At 65.0% G+C, this 14,647-nt stretch carries 10 protein-coding genes; 8 read left to right on the top strand and 2 right to left on the bottom strand.

Features of this window, described 5'->3' with window-relative positions:
• The first annotated feature begins 4 nt into the window (after positions 1-4).
• The 6 genes from AC1DMG_RS06245 to AC1DMG_RS06220 all read left to right on the top strand — a co-directional run bounded on the left by AC1DMG_RS06245 (position 5) and on the right by AC1DMG_RS06220 (position 5,668).
• Positions 5-1,234: an acyl-CoA dehydrogenase family protein gene (locus AC1DMG_RS06245; protein WP_477178411.1), complete on the top strand. Its 1,230-nt coding sequence runs from the start codon at positions 5-7 to the stop codon at positions 1,232-1,234.
• On the top strand, positions 1,231-2,298 hold the full coding sequence (locus AC1DMG_RS06240; protein WP_477178412.1) for a phosphotransferase family protein: 1,068 nt from the start codon (positions 1,231-1,233) through the stop codon (positions 2,296-2,298). The genes AC1DMG_RS06245 and AC1DMG_RS06240 overlap by 4 nt, the downstream gene beginning before the upstream one ends.
• Positions 2,299-2,301: 3 nt before the next feature.
• Positions 2,302-2,991 carry a histidine phosphatase family protein gene (locus tag AC1DMG_RS06235; protein ID WP_477178413.1) on the top strand — a complete coding sequence of 230 codons (690 nt, stop codon included), beginning with the start codon at positions 2,302-2,304 and terminating at the stop codon, positions 2,989-2,991.
• 73 nt (positions 2,992-3,064) lie between these two features.
• Entirely contained in the window at positions 3,065-3,835 is a 771-nt protein-coding gene (locus AC1DMG_RS06230) for an SDR family oxidoreductase (RefSeq protein ID WP_441603111.1), read from the top strand.
• Positions 3,836-3,849: 14 nt separating this feature from the next.
• Positions 3,850-4,638, top strand: coding sequence for an SDR family oxidoreductase (locus AC1DMG_RS06225; RefSeq protein WP_477178414.1), 789 nt, complete (start codon positions 3,850-3,852; stop codon positions 4,636-4,638).
• Positions 4,639-4,651: 13 nt separating this feature from the next.
• Complete coding sequence (locus AC1DMG_RS06220; RefSeq protein WP_477178415.1) at positions 4,652-5,668, top strand: NADP-dependent oxidoreductase; 1,017 nt, start codon at positions 4,652-4,654, stop codon at positions 5,666-5,668.
• A gap of 129 nt (positions 5,669-5,797) precedes the next feature.
• On the opposite strand, the gene AC1DMG_RS06215 is transcribed toward AC1DMG_RS06220, so the two are convergent.
• Both AC1DMG_RS06215 and AC1DMG_RS06210 read right to left on the bottom strand, forming a co-directional pair.
• Positions 5,798-9,925: a hypothetical protein gene (locus AC1DMG_RS06215; protein WP_477178416.1), complete on the bottom strand. Its 4,128-nt coding sequence runs from the start codon at positions 9,923-9,925 to the stop codon at positions 5,798-5,800.
• Between the two features lie 177 nt (positions 9,926-10,102).
• Positions 10,103-12,787, bottom strand: a complete 2,685-nt coding sequence (locus tag AC1DMG_RS06210) for a M1 family metallopeptidase (protein WP_477178417.1) — start codon at positions 12,785-12,787, stop codon at positions 10,103-10,105.
• Positions 12,788-13,019: 232 nt separating this feature from the next.
• Here AC1DMG_RS06210 and oxyR point away from each other — a divergent pair, with 232 nt between their 5' ends.
• Together oxyR and AC1DMG_RS06200 are read left to right on the top strand one after the other, a co-directional pair.
• Positions 13,020-13,964 carry a DNA-binding transcriptional regulator OxyR gene (gene oxyR, locus AC1DMG_RS06205; protein ID WP_441603116.1) on the top strand — a complete coding sequence of 315 codons (945 nt, stop codon included), beginning with the start codon at positions 13,020-13,022 and terminating at the stop codon, positions 13,962-13,964.
• 6 nt (positions 13,965-13,970) lie between these two features.
• Positions 13,971-14,570: a hypothetical protein gene (locus AC1DMG_RS06200; protein WP_477178418.1), complete on the top strand. Its 600-nt coding sequence runs from the start codon at positions 13,971-13,973 to the stop codon at positions 14,568-14,570.
• Positions 14,571-14,647 lie beyond the last annotated feature (77 nt).

Genomic DNA, 14,647 nt, shown 5'->3' with positions numbered 1-14,647 from the left:
AGCCATGGATTTCGCCCCCGCCGAACGCACCCGCGAACTCACCGAACGCCTGCAAGGCTTCATGCGCGATGAGGTGCTTCCCGCTGAGCCCGTCTATATGGCGCAACTCACCGGCAGCGCCGACTATCGTCAGTGGCGCCAGCCCCCGGTGATGGAACAGCTCAAGTCGCGCGCGCGCGCCGCCGGCCTGTGGAACCTGTTTCTGCCCGACCTGGAAGACGGCCCCGGCCTGAGCAATCTGGACTACGCGCCGCTCGCCGAAATCATGGGCCACTCGTTCATCGCGCCCGAGGTGTTCAACTGCAACGCGCCCGACAGCGGCAATATGGAAGTGCTGCACCGCTACGCGTCTGCCTCGCAGCGCGAACAATGGCTGGCACCGCTGCTGCGCGGCGAGATCCGCTCCGGCTTTGCGATGACCGAACCCGATGTGGCTTCGTCCGATGCCACCAATATGCGCGCCACCGCCACCCTCGAAGGCGATGAAATCGTCTTGAACGGCCGCAAGTGGTGGACCACCGGCCTCGGCCATCCGCATTGCCGCTTCGTGATCTTCATGGGCCTGAGCGATGCGCAGGCCGAGCCGCATCGTCGCCACAGCATGGTGATCTGCCCGCTGGATGCGCCGGGTGTGCACATCGAACGCATGTTGCCGGTCTTCCACGACTACCACGAGCCCAGCGGCCACGGCGAACTGCACTTCGCCCATGTGCGACTGCCGCTGAGCAACGTGATACTCGGGCCCGGTCGAGGCTTCGACATCGCACAGGGGCGCCTGGGGCCCGGTCGCGTGCATCACTGCATGCGTGCGCTCGGCGCCGCAGAGCGCGCGCTATCGCTGCTATGCCAACGCGCGCAATCGCGTGTGGCCTTCGGGCAGCCGCTGATCAAGCTTGGYGGCAATGCGGATATCGTGGCCAACCTGCGCATGGCCATTGAACAGGCGCGACTGCTCACGCTGAAGACCGCATGGGTGCTGGACACGCAAGGCAGCAAGGCGGCGCTAAGCCTGATCTCGCAGATCAAGGTGGTGGTGCCTGCAGTGGCCCAACAGGCGGCTGATGCCGCCATCCAGATCCACGGCGGCGCCGGCCTTACCGACGATTTCCCGCTCGCCCAGCTCTACGCCTATGCACGCGTGCTGCGACTTGCGGACGGTCCGGACGAAGTGCATCGCGCCGTGGTCGCCAAGATCGAAGCCAAGGCTCAACTCGCTGCAGGAAACCTCGCATGACCGCCACTCCGGATCAGGCGCGCACCGTGCGCGAGGAAGACGCCTTCGATATCGCCCGCGTCGATGCGTTTCTCAAGCAACAGATCGATGGCCTGGTTGGCAGCCCCACCGTCAGGCAATTTCCGGGTGGCGCGTCCAATCTCACTTATCTGCTGAGCTACCCCGATCGCGAACTCGTGCTGCGCCGTCCGCCGCGCGGCGCCAAGGCAAAATCCGCGCACGACATGCTGCGCGAGGCGCGCGTGATGGGCGCGCTGAAAGCCAGCTATCCCTATGTGCCGGCCATCCTCGCGCGTTGCGACGACGACAGCGTGATCGGCCAGGACTTCTACGTGATGGAGCGGCTGAGCGGAACGATACTTCGCCGCGACCTGCCCGCCGAACTCGGACTCGATCGCGACGGCGTGCATGCGCTGTGCCTGGGCTTTATCGATCGCCTGATCGAACTGCATCAGGTAGATGCCACCCAGGCCGGACTGAAAGAGCTCGGCAAGGGCGAGGGTTATATCGCTCGCCAGCTCGCGGGTTGGAGCGAACGCTGGCGACAGGCGACCACGGAAGGTTCCGACCCGTGCGAGGACGTGATTGCCTGGCTCGATGCGCAGCAACCCGCGCATGACAACGCAAGCTGCGTGGTCCACAACGATTTCCGCTTCGACAACGTGGTGCTCGCCAGCGACAACCCGCTATCCATCATCGGCGTGCTGGATTGGGAACTGGCCACCATCGGCGATCCGTTGATGGACCTGGGCAGCTCGCTCGCCTATTGGGTGCAGGCCGACGACGACGCGGTGTTTCAATCGTTCCGCCGCCAACCCACCCACGAAGCCGGCATGCTCACGCGCCGCGAAGTGGTCGCCTACTACGGCGAGCGCACGGGCATGGATGTGTCGGGCTGGCGCTTCTACGAGGTTTTCGGCCTGTTCCGGCTGATGGTCATCATCCAGCAGATCTACCGGCGCTATGCGCTGGGGCAGACCACCAACCCGCAGTTCGCCGGCTTTGGCGATGCGGCGCGCTATATGGGCATGCGTTGTCGCCGCATCATGGCGGCGAAGGACTGACGCATGCGCGAGCTGCTGTTGATCCGACACGGACAGGCAAGCTTTCATGCCGAGGATTACGACCAGTTGTCACCGCTGGGCGAACGCCAGTCGCTGCTGCTGGGCGAATGGATGGCCGAATGTGGCGCGATGCCGGATCGGGTGGCGATGGGTCCGCGTGCGCGTCATCGCGACACCGCGCTGCCTTGCCTGCGCGCCGCCGGTGTCAGCACGCCTCCGATCACCCTGCCCGGCCTCGACGAAGTCGATCACCTGGAATTGCTGGCGCGTCTTCGACCCGAGCTGGCCGGTGCCGGTGCACTGCGCGCGGCGATGAAGCAGCAAGCCGATCCCTATCGCGCCTTTCAACAATTGTTCGTCGAAGCGCTCCGGCGCTGGACCAGCGGTGAGCACGATGCCGACTACAGTCGCAGCTGGCAGGACTTTCGGCGCGACGTGCTGGACGCGCTTGAGCAGCTTACCCAGTCGCCCGCCGAAACGATCTGGGCCTTCACCTCAGGTGGCCCCATCGCCGTGATCGCGGGCGCCCTGCTGCAGGCACCGGAGGCCAAGACCTTCGATCTCAGCTGGTCGCTCGTGAACACCGGGGTGACGCGCCTTCGACTAGGCTCCCGCGGCGCTCAGCTGGCGACGTACAACACATGGCCGCACCTGGAGCGCACGCGTGACGCATCGCTGGTGACCCTGCGATGAAACGACCGCCTCCACGCGCCCATAAGGCACATCGCACGACTCGGACTGGACCTCTCTCAGGAACCCTCACTCCATGACCACATCCAACACCTTCGACCTCGCCGGCAAGATCGCCATCGTCACCGGCGCCAGCCGCGGCATCGGCGCCGAGATCGCCAAGTTGCTCGCCACCCATGGCGCGCACGTCATCGTCTCCAGCCGCAAACAAGCCGACTGCCAGAGCGTGGTGGACGAGATCGTGGGCCTGGGCGGCAAGGCCGAAGCCGTGGCCTGCCATATCGGCGAGATGGAACAGATCGAGGCGCTCTATGCGCACGTCGAGAAGACGCATGGTCGACTGCATATCCTGGTCAACAACGCGGCGACGAATCCGTACTTCGGCCACATCATCGATACCGATCCCTCGGTGTTTCAGAAAACCGTCGATGTGAATATCCGTGGCTATTTCTACATGTCTACGCACGGTGCGCGCCTGATGGCGAAGAACGGCGGCGGTTCCATCATCAACGTGGCCTCGGTGAACGGCGTGGTGCCGGGCTTCCAGCAGGGCATCTACTCGATCACCAAGGCCGCGGTGATTTCCATGACCAAGGCCTTCGCCGTGGAATGCGCGGAGCAAGGCGTACGTTGCAATGCTTTGCTGCCTGGCCTGACCGATACCAAGTTCGCGTCGGTGCTGGTCAATACACCCGCCATCCTCAAGCAGGCACTCGCCCACGTGCCGATGCGCCGCGTGGCGCAGCCGTCGGAAATGGCTGGGGCCGTGCTGTATCTCGCGTCCGATGCCGCGTCCTATACGACGGGCAGCGTGCTCAATGTCGATGGCGGCTATCTCTGCGTCTGACCCAAGGAACCTTCATGAGCCAGCTACAGAATCAACGCGTCGCGGGCAAGCGCGCCTTCGTAACCGGTGCGGCCGGCGGCCTTGGTACCGCGATCTCACACATGCTGGCGCGGCATGGCGCCAAGGTCTTCGTCACCGACGTGAACGCCGCTGCCGCTGCGGCGCTCGCCGATGACATCAATCGCGATGCAGGCGCCACGGTTGCCTGGTCCAGTGCGCACGATGTCAGCGACGAAGCCGCCTGGAAAGACACGCTCACGCAGGCTGCACAAGCCATGGGCGGCGTGTCGGTGCTGGTCAACAACGCCGGCATCGGCTCGCTGGGCGGCGTGGAGAACATCGAGCTGAAGGAATGGCGCCGCGTGATGGGCATCAACCTCGAAGGCGTGATGCTCGGCTGCAAGCACGCGATGCCATATCTGCGCGACGCGCAGCCAGGCTCGATCGTCAATATCTCATCGCTGGCCGCGTTCAAGACCGATCCGAGCTTTACCGCATACAACACCTCCAAGGCCGCGGTGGCTGCACTGAGCAAATCCGTTGCGGTCGATTGCGCGCATCAGAAGATCGATGTGCGCTGCAATTCCATCCATCCCGCCTTCATCCGCACCGGCATCGTCGCGCCGATCTTCGCGAGCATGGGCGAGGCAGACGCTACCCGCCGCCTGTCGCGCGTCAACCCGATGAATCGCCTGGGCGAGCCCGATGACGTCGCCTATGCGGTGCTTTATCTAGCCTCGGACGAAAGCCGCTTTGTCACCGCCGCCGAACTGATGGTCGATGGCGGCGCCCGCGCCGTCTGACCAGGAGACCACCATGAGCTTCAAGAATCGCCAGCTGCTGTTAAAGACCCGTCCCGAAGGCCTGGTCAGTCTCGATCATTTCGACCTGCACGAAACCACCACCGCCGAACTGACGGATGGCCAGGCCCTGGTGAAGGTGTTGTATCTGTCCATGGATCCCACCAACCGCGTGTGGATGAGCGACGTCCCGCAGTACATGCCGCCGGTCGCTATTGGCGAGGTGATGCGCGGCCTGGGTATCGGCCGTGTGGTGGCATCGAAATCCGCGAACTATGCGGTGGGCGATCTGGTGCAAGGCCTGGTGGGTTGGCAGGACTATGCCCTGCTCGATGAAAACAAGATGGGCTACTGGGTGAAGTTGCCACCCAAGCCGCCGGTGGCACTGCCCACCTTGCTCGGCGCCTGCGGCTTCAGCGGCATCACCGCCTATTACGGCCTGGACGAAATCGCGCCGGTGCAAGCCGGTGAAACGCTGGTGGTGTCCGCCGCTGCGGGTTCGGTGGGTTCCATCGCCGGACAGATCGGCAAACTGCGCGGCGCGCGCGTGGTCGGCATCGCCGGTGGCGCGGAGAAATGCCGCCACCTGGTGGAAGACCTCGGCTTCGATGCTGCGGTCGACTACAAAGCCGATGACTTCAAACAGAAGCTCGCGGCCGCCACCCCGGATGGCGTGCACGTCGATTTCGAAAACGTCGGTGGACCGGTGATGCGCGCCGTGTTGTCGCGCATGGTCAACGGCGGGCGCGTGGCGCTGTGCGGACTGATCGCCAACTATGCAGGCGGTGGACGCGGGCAAGACGATTACAGCGTGATCATCGTCAAGCGTCTAACCGTGCGCGGCTTCCTGGCGTTCGATTACAAGGATCAGGCGCGCGCGGTGCGGGATCTGGTGGGCTGGGTGGTCAGCGGCAAGATCAAGGCCGGCGAAACCGTGGCGGATGGGTTGGAGAACGCGCCCGTGGTGCTCAATCGGCTGTTCGACGGAAGCCATACCGGCAAATTGGTGTTGAAGGTGAGTGACGACAACTGAGGTTGCGTGGGTCGCGCACAGGGTGCGCTCCTACAATGTCGCGAGGCACCCCTGTGGGAGGGCACCCTGTGCCCGACAGCCACCTGCACAAAAACCAGGCGCCCCGGCTTCCACCGGGGCGCTCGGCCTTTACGGGCTTGCTTCCGGCACCGGCGGCGGCTCTACCGCCTTAGGTTTGCGCGCCCGCCAATAGCCGCCCTTGCTCCACGCTTCGAAACCCCAGCGCAACCAGCCGATCAAGGCATTGGCCAGCCACAGCGCCCACAACAGCATGGCGATCTTGTAGACCCACAGCGACACGCTCAACACCCCGCCCTGCGGCAAAACGCTGTCGGTCTGATCGGCAAACCAGTTGAGCTGCCACGCGGTGGATTCGTTGCCACTCACATGCATGTCGGGCAGACCGAGCAGACCCTTGGGCACAGCCGAGATCAGCACGACGATGGCCACCAGCGTGACGATACTCAGCGCGATCTGCGCGAGGTTGAAGCTTGCACGATAGCGCTCCGGCAGGACGTGACGCGCGCGCAGCCCCAACAGGATCAACCACACGACCACGACGGCGTACGCACCCCACGCGAATGCGGAAAAGCCCAGGCCCAAGAGCAGCCACTGATGAAAACGCAGCGGCGTGGGCGTGTAGCGGGCCAGCAGCCATGCGGCCATCAGCAGCACGATGAGCTGCGACCAGTACAGCACGGCCGGACCCATGCGCGGCCCCCAGGTCCACAGCACCCAGCGGCTTTCGGGGAGCGTGTGACGCAACTGGATATTCGCAGCCGGTGCATTCAGTTCGAAGAGCGGCGTGCGCGTACCAAACGCCACACCTTGCGGCTCACGCAGGCGCAACGTGTAGACATGCGTGCCCGGCAGCAGCGGCAGGCTGAGCTTGTCGTCGCGTATCGCCAGACTCAAAGCGATGGCATCACGCCTGGCCTCCAGCAGTTCGGCACCCTTCGGCAAGCCGATGGCGTGCTCGCCGCCGCGCGTGCTGCGCGCCGTGAGCGTGAGCAGGGTTTCCGTGCTGCGCTCGCCTGCGCGGCTTTCCACGTCCACCCGGTCGAAGGCCAGGCTGTCACCGGCGATGGCCTTGGGTTGCGTCACCGTGACATGCAGGCTCTCGCCCGGCAGCGGCTGGAAGCGCAGGCCCTGATCGTCCTGGCTGGACGGTACGCCCTTCGCGTCCAGATGCCACATGGGCGAGGACTGCAATACCCAAGTCTCCGCGCGTTCGCCCAGTCCGGGTGCCGTCAAGGAGAGCACGTCGGCGCGATCCAGACGGCTCGTCCAGCTCTTGCTGTTTTCGCTGGCATTGAAGGTGACGCCAATGCGGCCATCGTGCACACGGGCGGCGTCACCCAGGGGATGCTCGCCGGGCAGCAGCGGCAGGTCCAGACTGAAACCGCCTTCGTTGGGGGCGATGCGTTGCACCGTGTTGCGCACCGTCCACTCGCTGCCCAGCACCAGCGTGCGCGTGAGCCGGACATACGGCGGGAATGCCTGCGTCATGGCAGTGGGTGTGCTGCCGTCTTTCATCACGCGCACTCGATTGAACGTGAGGCTATCGCCGAGCAGGCGACCATCGGCCACACCATCGGGTTTCCAGCCATTGCCGTTGAACACGATGTGCTGCGGACGCAGCGGGAAATGCAGCGTTGCGACGTCGGCCGATGATGCGCTGTACCGCAGCGATACGTGATGCACGCCACGCTCCAGCCTGACCAGCACGCCATCGTCGTCGCGCGTCAACGCAGCGTCCCGGTTATCGACCGCCACGGTCTGCAACATCAATACAGGACCGCCCAAAGGCAACGGCACGGCAACGTCGGTACCGGCGTGCATTTCCATATCGACGATCAGCTGATCGCCATTCGCCAGGAACGTGGCCTGCGCCACAGCCGCGCAATCAGGCGCGCACTTGGGTGCCTCGGTGAGACGGTTGCGCAACTGCACAAGCATGCCGTCGTTCGGCGTGGCCTGCGCATGGGCGCCGTGCGGCACCAAGGCGAGCACCAGCAACGCCGTCGCGCTACCGCGTATGCGCACACCGCGCCACTGTCCCTGCAGCGTTGGCCACAGGCGCGAGGCCAGTCTGGCCAGCAGCATGAGCAGCAAGGCCAGCATCGCCACGCGCAACAGGCGAACCAGCCATGCGGGTGCAATGACCAGATGCGTGGTTTGATCGACCGTGACCGGACCTGACCAGGCGAGGCGATAGTCGTTGCCGACATCCCAATCGGGCGTGCCGCGACCGGCCTGGATGATGCTGCGGGCGTCCGACTCCTGCCCGACATTGATCAGCGAGCCGGTGACGGTGACCGACTCCAGTGAGCGCTGAGGCTTTACCTTCTGCAGGATCATTGGCGGCGGCTGACCGCCAACGATGCCCGCGGACGGCGCGATCATCGCAGGCGCGGCTTCTTCGGACGCCGATGCATCCGCTGGCGGTGGCGGTGGCGGTGGAGGCGCGGGCTGAGCGATGTAGCCCGCCTGTTCCACCATGTCGACCCGTGCCTGGAGCCTACGACTCACTTCCGACTGGACGCCGCTTTGAATACGCCCTTCTTCCAGCTGCGGATGCAGCGCGTATTCCATTTGCGCAGCCGCGAATGGCAGCGTCCACAGCACAGCGATCACCAACAGCGCCATCGCGCCGACGCGTGACGCCCACCTCAACCTGCCTTCGGGTAACGCACGCACCAGCAGCGCCAGTGCAAATGCCAGTGCCAGCGTCCAGCGGGGCGCGCCGGCCTCGTGTTGTGCGAGCGCGAGAAAACCCAGCGCAACGAGCGCCCACGGCCAGCCCAGCAAGCGTCCGGCGAGCAGCGCAATCAGCGCCACCACGAACAGGTCGAGCAGACTCCATTGCGCCACCCAGGAGTCGGGCGAATGATCGGCGCCCGACGCACCGATCAGGCGATAACCATAAGGGAGGTGCAAGGTGGTCTCGATGTTCTCCAACGGCAGCAACCAACCGCCCGCTGGCGCGTTACCACGTTCGGACAGTCGCAGCCCTGCCGTGAGGTTGAGCCGGGCGTCGCGCAGTTCGACACCGCTGCGACCGTTGCCGCGGTCGGTCACCAGCAGCGGGCGCTCCGGCTGCGATGCGTTTTGCAATTGCCACGGCGCAGCGACATCCAGTCGCTGACTGCGGCGCAATGAGCCAGTCAGACGATCGGCGGCAGTAAAACCCTTGCCATCGAAGTCAAGCCACAACTGGCGATGCAGCGTGATCTGATCGCCCTGCCCGCCCTCACCACCGCGCATGCCTTGTTCGATGCTGAGGCCGTGGTTCGCATCGAGGGCGAATGCCGGCAGATCCACCCACAGGTCCGGCACATCGGCCTGGCCAGCGTCGGTAGGCTGTCCTTCGACGCGTGTGGTGCGAAACGAGAGGTGGTCTTCGTAACTCCAGATTTCCTGGGCGGGCCAAGGGGCGCCAGGCAGGTTCAGACTGATCTGTTTTGGCACTTCGGTACTGCGCGCGCCCAAGGTGATTGCCCACTGGCCAGGACGCAGCTGCACGCGAAGGCGTCCGTCACTTTCCAGTCGTGCCGGCAAGCCGCCTTCGATAAACGTGGCGACAAACCCTTTGGGCAAGACCGGTCCGAGCAGTTGTTCGCGCGAACTGCCGGTGACGTTGAGTTGCAGCTCGGTCTGCAGATCGGCCGGCATGCCATCTTGCAGTCGCCGGAACACGCGCATGGACAAGGCATCTGCCACGCGTTGGGCCTCAGCGGCCTCGCCCAGCGTCAACTGCGCGCCGTTGCGTTCGACACGCGTCACGGGAGTGCCGTCCAGTGTCAGCGTGACGAGACCGATGGAAACAGGCACCTCCAGGCGCGCTGGTCGGTTTTCCCAGGGCAGCGTGCCGTGTAGCGCGTAGTCGCCCGGCTCGAGCAGCAAGGCCGGCTTTTCGTCGTGGTCCAGCACGACCATCGGCTTGCCGTTGACACCCACCTGCTGTGGCCAGTTGCGCTCGTCACCGGGCAGCGCCACCCAACTGCGCCCATCCACATGGACGTCCAGACTGAAGCGGGCTCCAGCCTTGCCGGCGTCAAGGGTAAGCCGCCCGGGCCACGCACACTGTCGGTCTGCCGTGGTACCGCTTGCAGTGCTCAGCACCGGGCACGCATGCTCCGGCACTTCATGCAACACCCAATCCTGCCAATCCTTCAACGGTGGTGGTACGTCCTGCGCCATGGCTGGCGCGATCAACAACACAAGCGGGCACAGCCATTCCCACGGACGACGCATGTCTCTCTCCCTGACTACCCGGGTGGGCCGGCTCAGTGTAGGTGCCGGCAGAAGGTGGCGGAAAGCACCCTCGCCAGGTCTAACGGGCCAGTCGGGGAAAAGGGTTCGAGGCCGCRCACAAAAAAACCGGGCGGCTTCTGGCCGCCCGGTTGGGTAACACTCGCTTGCCCCTGAAGCTCAGCGTAGGATCGCGGCGGCGTCCTGCTTGCGCACCAGCGCGTTGCACAGCAAGGTCGATTCGCTGGCCTGGGCCAGGCCGCGATCGGCGCCGCTCACGTCCTTCGCGCGATCCTTGAAGAACGCCTGCAGACGATCGGCTTCATCCTGCGAGCAGCCGCCGCCACCGACCAGGTCGGGCAGTCGACCGCCCGAGAAGCTGCCGGTGCGGTCCACGATCTTGTCGTAGTTGGTGGTGGTCCACTGCCACGACGCATCGCGTTCGGCGCGGGTGTCGCGGCTGCCGTGCAGCAGCATCGACATCTCGCCGACCTTGACCTTCTTGTCGAGGGCGAAGTTGCGCACCTGCAAGGTCAGCGACGGATCGTTCGCTTCGGCCAGGCCATCGAGCATGGCATTGCGCAGGGCCGGATCGCTGGTCTGCGGCACTTCGGCGATGAGTGCGTCCACGGCCGGCTTGCCGCGTTCCTGCACGGCGACGCCCAGTGACGTGCCCAGCAGATCCGCGTCGGCGGCCGCAAGATCCAGGCGACCATCGGCCTTGCGCTTGAGCGCGGCATCACCCTGCTTGAGCAGTTCGGCACGCACTTCCGGCAGCTTGACCGTCAACGCGAGTTCGTCGGCCAGCGTGCTGCGCAGCAGCGAGTCGCTATCGGCTTCGTTGGCCTTGCGCTGGTAGCCCAGCTGCTGCATGCGCGGCAGATAGGCGGCCTTGGCCCAGGCGGCGAGCTTGGCGCGCTCGGCATCGGTCTGCGCCAGGTTGCGATAGATCCAGTTGAAGGTGGTCAGCGGTGCGGTGGCCACTTCGCGGGTCTTGGACGAAGTCAAGGGCTTGAGCGCGGCGAGCACGTCGCCCGCATCGATGTCACCGTGCTTGAAGGTGGCGTAGACGGCATCGGCATAGGCGAGCTGCTCGGCGTCGTCGAGCTTGCCGATCTGCTTGCCCAGATTGCCGAGGTCGCCCTTGGTCATCGCGAAACGGTAGTAGCCGCTGCCGTTGGCATTGGGCAGCACCCACGTAGCCTTGCTGGCGCCCTCGAGCACCATCGAGCCGGTGGCCTGGTCGAGCAGTTCGCAGCTCACCTTGCTGCCGCTGGCGGTGCCGTAGCGCACGCACATCGGCACACCCCAGACCTGCTTGTCGTCACCCTTGCTGCCGGTGGGCAGGTAACGGCTCTGGCTGAGCTTGAGCACGGTCTTGCCGCCTTCCTGGGTCAGCTCGGTCTGCACATACGGCACGCCCGGCTGGTTAAGGAAGCTCTTGAACGCCTGCTTGAAGTTGTCGCCCTTGTCGGCCGCCTTGGCGATGGCGTTGATCAGATCGTCGGCCGTGGCGTTGCCGAACCTGTGCTCCTGGATATAGGCGCGCATGCCCTGCTGGAACGTCGCCTCGCCGACGTAGCCTTCGAACATGCCCAGCACCGCCGCACCCTTCTGATAGGTGATGCTGTCGAAGGCGGTTTCGATRTCGCCATTGCCGGTGATCGGCTGGCGGATCTTGCGCGTGGTGACCAGGCTGTCGCCGTTCATCGCACCCTGCGCGCCGCGCACGCGGTCGAGATCGGCGCGGTATTCCGGATGCACCTTCTGCGTCACCTTCTGCTGCATCCAGGTGGCGAAGGCTTCGTTGAGCCACAGGTCGTCCCACCAGGCGAGCGTGACGGTATCGCCCGTCCACTGGTGGGCCAGCTCATGCGCAGTGACATTGAACGAGCCGCGCACGTAGTTGGCCGGGGAATCCGGATCGATCAGCAGCAGCCAGTCGCGGAAGGTGACCAGGCCCGCGTTTTCCATCGCGCCCGCGGAGAAATCCGGCGCGGCCAGCAGGTCGAGCTTGTCCCACGGATAGCCGAAGCCGTAGTAGTCCTCCAGCGTGTGGATGATCGTCGGCGTTTCGCCGAGCACATGCTGCAGGCGATGGCCTTCGCCCTTGGCAGCCACGCCGCGAAGTTCCAACGCAGCAGTGCGGTACTGGTTGGACGAAATATCCGGCCCCTTCACCACATCCCACGGACCCACGCCGAAGGCGACCAGATAGGTCGGCAGCGGCTTGGTGGTGGAGAAGGTCAGCCGCTTCCAGCCGTCGCCGGCCTTTTCTTCCTTCACCTGCTTGGTGTTGGCCACGCCCACTTCGTCGTTGGGAATGGTCAGGCGGACATCGAACGGCGTCTTGAAGCCGGGCTCGTCGAAGCCGGGGAAAGCGAAGCGCGCGCTGATCGGCTCCATCTGCGTCATCGCGTACGGCTGGCCTTCGTGGCTGACCTTGTACAGGCCCTGCAGCTGCTGGTTGAGCGGCGCGGTGTAGTTGAACGCCAGCGTCAGCTCCTGCGGCTTGAGCGTGCCGCCGAAATCGATGCGCACCACGCCTTCCTTCGGCGCCGCTTCCACGTATTTCGCCGCGTGCGCCTTGCCCGCCGCATCGGTCACGGTGACCTTGCTGACCTTCAGCTCACGGCCGTGCAGCCACAGGTGATCGGACGCCTGGGTCAGCTTCACCTTGATCACGGTGGTGCCGGAAAAATCCTGCTGGCGCGGGTCCACCTTGAAGTCGAGCTGGTAGGACTCCGGCTGGGCCCAGCCCGGCAGGCGGCCATGCGGCTGGTCGTCGGCGGCAGGTGCGGCGAGGGCGGCGCCGCAGCAAGCGGCAAGGGCGGTAAGAACGAGTGGACGGACAAAACGGCGCATGCGCAAAAGCTCCCCTTGGGTAAAGCAAACGCCGACCCTAGGTGCTGCCGTGATTTTCGACACAGTGCCAAAAGGCATGATCGGGCTGTCTTCAGCCAAGTCCTACCACGGGCAGGCGCAGACCTCGGCGCTTGGCGCCCGGCGAGACTGATGGCGCCCCAGGCATTGCCTATGACGATCATCAACCCCACAATCATAGGCGACACCTATCACAAGAACATCGGCTCCGCCCATGAACCTGCGCGACCTCAGCTACCTCGTTGCTCTCGCCGAACACCGCCATTTCGGTCGTGCGGCGGAAGCCAGCTTCGTCAGCCAGCCCACCCTGTCCACCCAGATCAAGAAGCTGGAGGACGAACTGGGCGTGGCGCTGGTCGAGCGCACCCCGCGCAAGGTGTTGCTGACCGAAACCGGTCGCGAGATCGCCCGCCGCGCGCGCGGCGTGCTGTCGGAGATCGACGAGATCAAGGCGATTGCGCAACGCACGCGCGATCCGGAATCGGGCACGCTGCGACTGGGCATCTTCCCCACGCTGGGACCGTACCTGCTGCCGCACCTGGTGCCCCTGGTGCGAAAGAATTTTCCGCGTCTGGAGCTGCTGCTGGTTGAAGAAAAAACCGAGCAGGTGATCCGCATGCTGCGCGAGGGCTCGCTCGATGTGGGCATCCTCGCGCTGCCGCTGCACGAAGACAGCTTGCACACGCAGTTCCTGTTCGAGGAGCCCTTTGTGCTCGCCGTGCCGGAAGACCATCCGCTGGGGCTCAAGCACAAACGCCTGAAGCTCGACGACCTGGCCGACGAAAGCCTGCTGCTGCTCGAAGACGGTCATTGCATGCGCGATCAGGCCCTGGAGGTATGCCAGCTCGCCGGTGCGGGCGAACGCTCCGGTTTTCGCGCCACCAGTCTGGAGACTCTGCGCCAGATGGTCGCCGCGAATGTGGGCATCACCCTGCTCCCCACGCTCGCCATCAAGCCGCCGGTGGCGCGCACCGACAACGTGCGTCTGCTGGAATTCGCCGGCCGTGCGCCGAGTCGCCGCATTGCGCTGGTATGGCGCAAGAGTTCGTCGCTGGGGACTTTCCTCAAGCGCTTCGCCGAAGTGATCGGCGATCTGCCGGAAGGTCTGCTCGAGCCGGGCATTGTCGAGGGCAAGCCCGCCGTAAAGTCAGGGCGCTGACGCAGCATGCAACGCTTCATCCTGGTCGGCCTGCTGCTGATTGCACTGCTCGGCGGCTTCAACTGGTGGCGCCATCGCGCCATCACGCACGCCCCCGGCATGCTGGCGACGGACGTGCCCGCGCAGATCGACCTCGGCGAGAGCAACACCTTGCAACGCGGTGACTTCAGATTGCAGACACGTGCACGCTTCGAGCTCATCGCACGGGTACTGTCACGCGAAGACTACCGGTTCGATGCCGGCGCAGCACTGGCGCCGACGGATCTCGCGCTGGGCTGGGGGCGCATGTCCGACAGCGACGTGTTGTCGCAAATCCAGGTCAGCCAGGGCAATCGTTTTTACCACTGGCACGTCGATCATTTTCCGATACCGCGTCGTGAGATCGAGCAATCCAGCGCCAATATGCACATGATTCCCGCCGACGACACCGCTCGTCGCGAACTGGACCATGTGCGTGCGGGAGAAGTGATCCACCTGCAAGGCTTTCTGGTCGACGCGAGTCGTGCCGATGGCTGGCGCTGGCGCACGTCGATGACGCGCGACGATACGGGTGATGGGGCGTGTGAGCTGGTTTATGTGGAGAGTATCGAGCCGGTATCGCCGTGAGGCGAAGAGCGTCGCGCACAGGGTGCGCTCCCACAAGGTGCGGCACCCTTCCCTGTGGGAGCGCACCCTGTGCGCGA

Source organism: Dyella sp. 01N36 (assembly GCF_056399745.1).
Note: the sequence above shows the minus strand (reverse complement) of the source record. Positions and strands in the feature narration are given on the sequence as shown.

Coding starts and splice junctions, on each gene's coding strand:
- AC1DMG_RS06240 (WP_477178412.1), top strand. CDS start 1,231: ATGACCGCCACTCCGGATCAGGCGCGCACCGTGCGCGAGGAAGACGCC.
- AC1DMG_RS06235 (WP_477178413.1), top strand. CDS start 2,302: ATGCGCGAGCTGCTGTTGATCCGACACGGACAGGCAAGCTTTCATGCC.
- AC1DMG_RS06230 (WP_441603111.1), top strand. CDS start 3,065: ATGACCACATCCAACACCTTCGACCTCGCCGGCAAGATCGCCATCGTC.
- AC1DMG_RS06225 (WP_477178414.1), top strand. CDS start 3,850: ATGAGCCAGCTACAGAATCAACGCGTCGCGGGCAAGCGCGCCTTCGTA.
- AC1DMG_RS06220 (WP_477178415.1), top strand. CDS start 4,652: ATGAGCTTCAAGAATCGCCAGCTGCTGTTAAAGACCCGTCCCGAAGGC.
- AC1DMG_RS06215 (WP_477178416.1), bottom strand. CDS start 9,925: ATGCGTCGTCCGTGGGAATGGCTGTGCCCGCTTGTGTTGTTGATCGCG.
- oxyR (WP_441603116.1), top strand. CDS start 13,020: ATGAACCTGCGCGACCTCAGCTACCTCGTTGCTCTCGCCGAACACCGC.
- AC1DMG_RS06200 (WP_477178418.1), top strand. CDS start 13,971: ATGCAACGCTTCATCCTGGTCGGCCTGCTGCTGATTGCACTGCTCGGC.